The organism is Sphingomonas sp. (genome assembly GCF_035317925.1).
Lineage (GTDB): Bacteria > Pseudomonadota > Alphaproteobacteria > Sphingomonadales > Sphingomonadaceae > Sphingomonas_I.
Window position 1 is genome coordinate 1 of sequence record NZ_DATHFV010000159.1, and the last position, 7878, is coordinate 7878.

Annotated in this window: 5 protein-coding genes, 1 tRNA gene and 2 rRNA genes; all 8 read left to right on the forward strand. The window is 63.4% G+C overall.

All coding sequences use genetic code 11. From position 1 onward, the window contains the following. A 23S ribosomal RNA gene (locus VK533_RS11950) occupies positions 1-379 on the forward strand; the annotation flags it as partial. A gap of 109 nt (positions 380-488) precedes the next feature. Further along, a 5S ribosomal RNA gene (rrf, locus tag VK533_RS11955) occupies positions 489-603 on the forward strand. Between the two features lie 176 nt (positions 604-779). Continuing rightward, positions 780-856, forward strand: a tRNA-Met gene (locus tag VK533_RS11960). A gap of 83 nt (positions 857-939) precedes the next feature. Next, positions 940-1458 carry a GNAT family N-acetyltransferase gene (locus tag VK533_RS11965; protein ID WP_324377916.1) on the forward strand — a complete coding sequence of 173 codons (519 nt, stop codon included), beginning with the start codon at positions 940-942 and terminating at the stop codon, positions 1456-1458. An 8-nt stretch (positions 1459-1466) separates the two neighbouring features. Continuing rightward, the gene (locus tag VK533_RS11970; protein WP_324377919.1) at positions 1467-2639 is read left to right on the forward strand and encodes a PrnB family protein; all 1173 of its coding nucleotides are present in this window, start codon (positions 1467-1469) and stop codon (positions 2637-2639) included. After that, positions 2636-3757, forward strand: a complete 1122-nt coding sequence (locus VK533_RS11975; RefSeq protein ID WP_324377921.1) for an aminotransferase class V-fold PLP-dependent enzyme — start codon at positions 2636-2638, stop codon at positions 3755-3757. The genes VK533_RS11970 and VK533_RS11975 overlap by 4 nt, the downstream gene beginning before the upstream one ends. Positions 3758-3917: 160 nt before the next feature. After that, positions 3918-6191 (forward strand): TonB-dependent receptor, encoded by a 2274-nt coding sequence (locus VK533_RS11980; protein WP_324377923.1) that lies wholly within the window; start codon positions 3918-3920, stop codon positions 6189-6191. 119 nt (positions 6192-6310) lie between these two features. After that, positions 6311-7878, forward strand: a 1568-nt coding sequence (locus tag VK533_RS11985; RefSeq protein ID WP_324377925.1) for a DUF5597 domain-containing protein, incomplete at its 3' end; no start/stop codon positions are given.

Sequence of the window (7878 nt, forward strand, 5' to 3'; positions counted from 1 at the left end):
ATGTCGGCTCATCACATCCTGGGGCTGGAGCAGGTCCCAAGGGTTTGGCTGTTCGCCAATTAAAGTGGTACGTGAGCTGGGTTCAGAACGTCGCGAGACAGTTTGGTCCCTATCTGCCGTGGGCGTCGATATTTGAGAGGACTTGTCCCTAGTACGAGAGGACCGGGATGAACATACCTCTGGTGCACCAGTCGTTCTGCCAAGAGCGCAGCTGGGTAGCTATGTATGGACGAGATAACCGCTGAAAGCATCTAAGCGGGAAGCTCCCCTCGAGATAAGATATCTTAGGACGGTCGGAGACCACGACCTTGATAGATCGGATGTGGAAGTGGAGTAATCCATGGAGCTAACCGATACTAATTGTCCTATTCGCGCTTGAGAGTTCCACCATCAATGACAGGACTGTTCCTGATCTTGATGTGGTTCACTCAGCATATGTGGTGCACGCATCGATTTTCGAACCAACCCGTACTGCGCTGGCTCCATTGCTTGGTGGCCATAGCGTCTGTGACCCACCCGATCCCATCCCGAACTCGGCCGTGAAACCAGACAGCGCCGATGGTACTATCGCTTAAGCGATGGAAGAGTAGGTCGTCGCCAGGCATTGAAGCCAGCGCAGCACGGATTTTGAACCCATTCACATGTCATTTCGCCCGCGAGGGCCGCGCGCCTCCGCATGAGGGACCCCATCAAATTAATACTTTGATGGGACCCAATTGTCGGAGGCGTTTGCGTCTCTGGAGGGGTAGTTTTCTGGAGCTTGAGCTCCATATTGGTGGCGCGGGGTGGAGCAGCCCGGTAGCTCGTCAGGCTCATAACCTGAAGGTCACAGGTTCAAATCCTGTCCCCGCAACCAATGAAGCACATAAGCTCCGCCTTCGGGTCGGGGCTTTTTTTATGCCTGCGCCCCGGGCGCCGAGGGCCGACCGGAGAGGCGATATGACGGAAGATCTGACTGTTCGGATAGCGGTTCCGGCCGATCTGGCTCGGCTTCATCCGGTGATCGAGCGCGCCTATCGCGGCGACAGCGCGCGCCAGGGCTGGACGCACGAAGCCGACCTGCTTTCGGGCGAACGTATTGATTATGATGAACTTCACTTATTTCTGGACGCACAGAAACAGCGATTGCTGGTCGCGGAGCGCGGAAACGCCGTGCTCGGCTGCGTCGCGCTGACGCGACAGAACCGCGATCTGGCCTATCTCGGCCTGCTGTGCGTCGATCCCGCCTGCCAGGCCGGCGGAATCGGCAAGATGATCATGGCCGCGGCCGAACGCGTGGCGCGCGACGAGCTCGGCGTCTCGCGCATCGAGATGACGGTGATCTCAAAACGCGTCGAACTGATCGCTTATTACGAACGGCGCGGCTTCGTGCGAACGCGCGAGACGCGGCCCTTCCCGATCCTGGTCGATCCGCCGCTGGACATGGTCGTGCTGGAGAAGGCGCTCGCGGCGGGATAAGAGGCGGCATGTCCGCTAACGCACAGGCTTTCGATACCTGGATCCGCACCGCCTTCATCGCGATCAACAGCGCGCTCGAAGAGCTCTATTTCGCCCAGGCCGATCGCGCCAATGTCGATGGGATCGGCGATCCCCTCAAGGCCGCATTGCGCGATGAGGGGCGTGCGCATGTTGTGCGGCTGCTGGCCGAGGGAAATACCGGCGACGGTTTCTCCAGCGCGTTCGGCGTACTCGGCAATGTCGGCATGTATATGGGCGCGCTCCGCCGGCACGAGCTGACCAATCCGGCGCGCGAAGAAAAATCGCCTTTCCCGGAAGCCTCGTCGCTCGCGCTGCATGTCGGCGCGTCGATCGGGATGGCGCCGCGCTTCGCGACTGCGCATCTTGCGACCCACAATCTGGCGGTGCGCGGCGTGCGCAAGAGCTTCACCTCGCTGCCCGACGAATTCCTGTTTATCGACGAGAATGCGCGCGGCATTCTCGGCCTGCAGCGCGCCGCCGACGCGCTCGGCCGGGTCGTCCATCTCGGCGTGTCGAGCCCGATCGCGGCGCAGCTTTTCGACGATGCGCGCAATGCGCTTTCGGATGTGGTCCGTTTCAATGCACGGCTCGCGGCCGAGCTCGATATCGACCGCTTTTTCTTCTGCGTCCGGCCTTATTACAAACCCTATCGTGTCGGCCGCACCGAATATCGCGGCGCCAATGCCGGCGACTTTTCGGGCATCAACGAGATCGATCTGCTGCTCGGCCTGACGCGCGCCAACGATCCTTATTATGCGCAGCTTCTGGTCGACAAGATGCCCTTCATGCTGCCGTCGGAGCAGGCGCGCCTGCGCGAGTGCATGACCTATCGCAGCCTGCTCGACGAATTGTTGCTGCTGGCCGACGACAGCGCGCGCCAACCCTGGTTTCAGACCAACGCGCGCGCCTTCCTTGCCGTGTGCGATATGTTCGCCGAAACCGCGCGGCAGCATCACGACATATTGGTCGACAAGTTCATCACCGCGCCGTCGGCGGGCCTGAACGAAACCCACCTCAAGGGCGTCACCGCGAGCGGACCGCCCTTGCCCGTGCTGCTGCGCTCGCTCAAGATCTTGCGCGATTATCGCTGCGCGGTGGCGGATGGCGAAAGCGTGACGCGCCATGCCGATCTCGAACGGCTGCGGCGGGCGGTGGCATGACCGCCGATCCCCGCGACCTGTTCGAGGTGCCGGGCCCGGGGCCTTATCTGTTGAGCCATTCGGTCGGCTGCCTGCCGCGCGGCTCGCGCGCGCGATTGAATAAAGACCTGTTGGACCCATGGGCCGAGGAGGGATCAGACGGTTGGAGCACATGGCTTCCCGCGATCGATGCTTTCCGCGCCGGCGTCGCTGGGCTGATCGGGGCGGAAGTCGCGGAGGTCTGCCCGCAGCCTTCGGTGTCGGCCGCGCTGACCGCGATCCTGTCGGGGTTGAAGCGCGAGCCGGGGCGCGATGTCCTGCTCGCCTCCGCGCACGCTTTCGCGACGGTCGGTTTCGCGATGCGTCAGCTTGGCGCGCTCGGCTTCAAACTGGAACTCATTCCCGAGGATCGCAATCCGATCGACCCGCAGAGCTGGACCGATGCGATCGGCCCGCACGTCGCGGCGATCGTGCCGATGCACGTCCATTCGAACAGCGGCCTCGTCTCGCCGATGGCGGAGATCGCGCGGCTGGCGCGCGCCGCCGGCGCGATATCGGTGGTCGATGCCTGTCAGGCGGTCGGCATCCTGCCCGTTCAGCCGCAACTGTGGGGTGTGGACGCGCTGGTCGGATCGAGCGTCAAATGGCTGTGCGGCGGCCCCGGCGCGGGCTTCCTTTGGATGCGGCGCGAGCTGATTGGCACATTCGCGCCAATCAATGCCGGCTGGTTCAGCCACGCGAACCCATTCGAATTCGATATCCGGGATTTCCGTTATGCCGAAGATGCGCGCCGCTTCTGGGGCGGCACGCCCGCGCCGGCGCCATGCGTGCTCGCGGCGAGCGGGATCGAGACGGTGATGGACATAGGTATTACGGCGATCCTGGCCGCTAACCGTGTGCTGATCGACACGATGGCGGATGCGGCGGATGTGGAGTTCGCGATGCAGGATCGCGGCGGCACGCTCTGTCTGACGTGCGACGATGTCGACGGTGCCGAGGCCGCGCTGCGGGCGCTCGGTTGCCGTTTCGACCGGCGGCGCGATATCCTGCGCCTCTCTTTCCATATCTGGAATGACGAGGGGCAGGCGCGCCGGATCGGCGCCGCGCTGCGGGGCCGTGTTATACGGCTGGTCGGCTGATCGGCGCATTGTAGCGCCCGCACCACACCTGACCGTCAGACCGTGCGCGCCGACGGCGCGCCGCTATCCGGCCGGACCGGCTTTTGTTACGCTTCCATGAAATCCGACGCTCAGGATCGGAGAGGATGCCGGCCTGAACCTTAAGGGGACCCGGACAATCATGATCTACCAAGCCAAGCTTGCCGGCACGCGCCGCCTGTTGAACCATGGCGTGGCGCTCGCCGCGCTGATGCTCGTTGCCGGTGCGGCCCAGGCGGCCGATGATGCGGCGCCCGCAGTCCCCGCCGCCGATAGCGATACCGGAGAAATCGTCGTCACCGCCACGCGCCGCGCGGAAAATGCCAGGGACGTGCCGGTGGCGGTAACCGCGATCAACGGCGACAAGCTCGACGTTCTCAACTCGAGCGGCCTCGACATTCGCTTCCTGTCGTCGCGTACGCCCAGCCTGCAGATCGAAAGCTCGTTCGGCCGCACCTTCCCGCGTTTCTACATTCGCGGCCTTGGCAATACCGATTTCGATCCCAACGCCGCCCAGCCGGTGTCGATCGTCTATGACGATGTGGCGCTCGAAAATCCGATGCTCAAATCCTTCCCCGTGTTCGATCTCGCCAATGTCGAAGTGCTGCGCGGGCCGCAGGGCAGCCTGTTCGGCCGCAACACGCCGGCGGGCGTGATCAAGCTCGATTCCGCCAAGCCGACCGATCAGTTCGGCGGCTACGGTTCGGTCGAGTGGGGCACCTACAATACGGTCAATGCCGAGGCCGCGATCAACGTGCCGCTCGGCAACGGCTTCAATGCGCGCGTGTCGGGTATCCTCCAGCGCCGCGACGACTGGGTGCACAACACCGCCACCACCGGCGTCGCCGACAAGAATCTGGAAGGCTATCGCGATCTCGCTGGCCGCTTCCAGCTTGGTTATGAATCGGGCGACTTCAGCGCGCTCGTCAACGTCCATGCGCGCGATCTCGACGGAAGCCCACGCGTCTTCCGCGCCGGCCTGTTCAAGCAGGGCAGCAACGACTTCAACACCGGCTTCAAGAAGGATGAGGTCGCGCTCGACGGCTATACGAGCCAGAGCATGACCCAGTGGGGCACCAACCTGCACCTTGATTATCATTTCGAAGGCCTGGGCACGCTCTATTCGATTACCGCCTACGAACATGCGCGGGTCGAGAGCACGGGCGATATCGACGGTGGCGACGTCTACACCTTCCCGCCGCTGGCGCTCAACCAGGCGCTGTTCGCGGACAATACCGGCGGCATCACCAAGCCGAGCGAATTCAGCCAGGAGCTGCGCTTCGCGTCGGAGGATATGGGCGGCCTCCGCTTTCAGGGTGGCGCTTATTATTTCCACCAGAAGCTGCGCTACGACGAGTTCGATTATGCCACGCCCTACACGACGCGTCCGGCCAATCTCGATCAGGATCTCGTCCATGACGACCTGAACGTGAATTACGGCATCTTCGCCTCGGCCGACTACAAGATCGACCAGCTGACGCTGCGCGCCGGCGTGCGGTACTCGCACGATCACAAGAATGATCTGGTGACGGGTTATGCGCCGTCCTTCGCCTTGTCGGACACGCTGCCGACGCGCGAGGTGGTCAATGGCTCCGACGTGACCTGGGATGCGAGTGCGACCTATGCCGCGAGCCGCACGATCAACTTCTACGCGCGCGTCGCGACCGGCTATCAGGGCCCGGCGATCCAGGATCGCGTGACCTTCGGCAGCTTCCAGAACAGCGCGCCCAAGCAGACCACGATCTCGGCCGAGGGCGGCATCAAGGGTGCGACGCTCGACCATAAGGTCAACTTCGCGCTCGATGCCTATTGGAACCGCACCAAGGACCTGCAGATCACCGCGGTCGGCGGCGCGACCAATTCGGCGCGCCTGCTCAGCGCGGATCATGTGCTGGGCCATGGCATCGAGGCGGAGATCGAGGCGCGGCCGATGCCGAACCTGACCTTCACCGCGTCGGGCAGCTATAACTTCACCAAGATCAAGGATCCGAACCTGGTGGTCGGCGTCTGCGGCGCGCTCTGCACCGTGACCGATCCCGAGACGATTGTGAACGGCGCCACGGTTGCCCTGGTCAACGGCAACCGCCTGCCGCAGGCGCCGCGTTACGTTGCCAACTTCACGCTCCGCTACGGCATCCCGCTCGCCAATGGCGACGAGGTGTTCGCGATAACCGACTGGGCCTATCGCAGCGACATCAACTACTTCCTCTATGAGGCGAAGGAGTTCCGCGGCCGGTCGCTGACCGAAGGCGGGCTCAAGCTTGGCTATCAGATGCACAGCGGGCTGGAGCTGGCGGTATTCGGCCGCAACATCCTCAACCAGATCCGCTCGATCAGCGCGATCGACTTCAACAATCTGACCGGCATGATCAACGATCCGCGGATCGTCGGCGCGTCTGCCAAGTTCAAGTTCTGAACCTTGCGAGGGGCGGCCACGGCCGCCCCTCTGCCCAACCTGTAAAAATCATATTTATCCCAGCCTGACGCTCGCCTATCATCCCGCCACGGGTCGACGAAACCCAAGGGGAGAGGCTGATGCTGCGCGAGATTCTGACGGTTGCGGGGTCCGTGGCGGCCCTGGCGTGCGCGCCGGCGTCGGCCGCGCCATCCAACCTGCCGCACATCGTCGCCCAGAATGGTCGCCATGCGCTGATCGTCGACGGCAAGCCGTTCCTGATGCTCGGCGCGCAGGTCAACAATTCGTCCAATTACGCCGCCGCTCTGCCCAAGGTGTGGCCGACGATCGAGAAGCTCGGCGCGAACACGCTCGAGGTGCCGGTCGCGTGGGAGCAGATCGAGCCCGTGGAGGGGAAGTTCGATTTCTCCTTCCTCGATACCCTGCTCAAGGAAGCGCGCGCGCACGACAAGCGCCTCGTCATCCTGTGGTTCGGGACGTGGAAGAACACCAACGCCAACTACACGCCCGCCTGGGTCAAGCTCGACCCGAAGCGCTTCCCGCGCATGACCAACCTCAAGGGTCAGATCCATTACGCGCTGACGCCCTTCGGGACGAACACGCTGGCGGCGGACAAGAACGCCTTCGCGCACCTGATCCAGCATCTGAAGGATGCCGACGGCCAGAACACCGTGCTGATGGTCCAGGTCGAAAATGAGAGCGGCAGCTACGGCCTCGCACGCGATCATTCGCCGCAGGCGGACAAGCTCTTCGCCGGCGCCGTGCCCGCGCCTTTGGCGGCCAAGATCGGCAAGACAGGCACTTGGACGCAAGTGTTCGGCCGCGATGCGGAGCTGGCGTTCCATGCCTGGTATGTCGCGGGCTACATCGATCAGGTCGCGGCGGCGGGCAAGGCGATCAAGCCGCTGCCGATGTACGTCAACGCTGCTTTACCCAGCCATACCGACGTCTGGCAGGATCCCAACACTTACTCGTCGGGCGGTCCCGATCCGGCGGTGCTCGATGTGTGGAAGGCGGCGGCGCCGCATGTCGATGTGCTGGCGCCCGACATCTACAATTCGGACCATCACGATTATCTGGGCTTCCTCGATCAATATGATCGGCCGGACAATGCCCTGTTCGTGCCCGAGACCGGCAACAAGAAGGAGTTCGCGCGCTACTTCTTCCCGGCGATGGGCCGGGGCACGATCGGCTTCTCGCCATTCGGCATGGACGAGACCGGTTATTGGAACTTCCCGCTCGGCGCCGCCAAGCTGGACGACGGGACGCTCGACGCGTTCGCGCTCAATTACCGCCTGTTCGGGCAGCTCGTGCATGTCTGGCCCGTGCTGGCTTTGACCGGCAAGACGTGGGGCGTTGCCGAGCCGACCGATCCGGCGGCCAAGCACGAGCAGGTGATCGACCTCGGCAAATATAGGGCGACGGTAAGCTTCGGCCGCGCGCAATTCGGCTTCAAGCCGGCCGAAGGCAATGACTATCCCTCCGGCGGCGCGGTGATCGCGCAATTGGGGCCGGACGAATATCTCGTCACCGCACTCCATGCGCGCGTCCAGATCGAGCTGGCCAACGCCGCGCCGGGCGAGATGCTGCAGCTCGTGCGGATCGAGGAAGGCCATTATGACGCGGACGGTAATTGGGTGTTCGACCGGATGTGGAATGGCGATCAGACCGACTACGGGCTGAACTT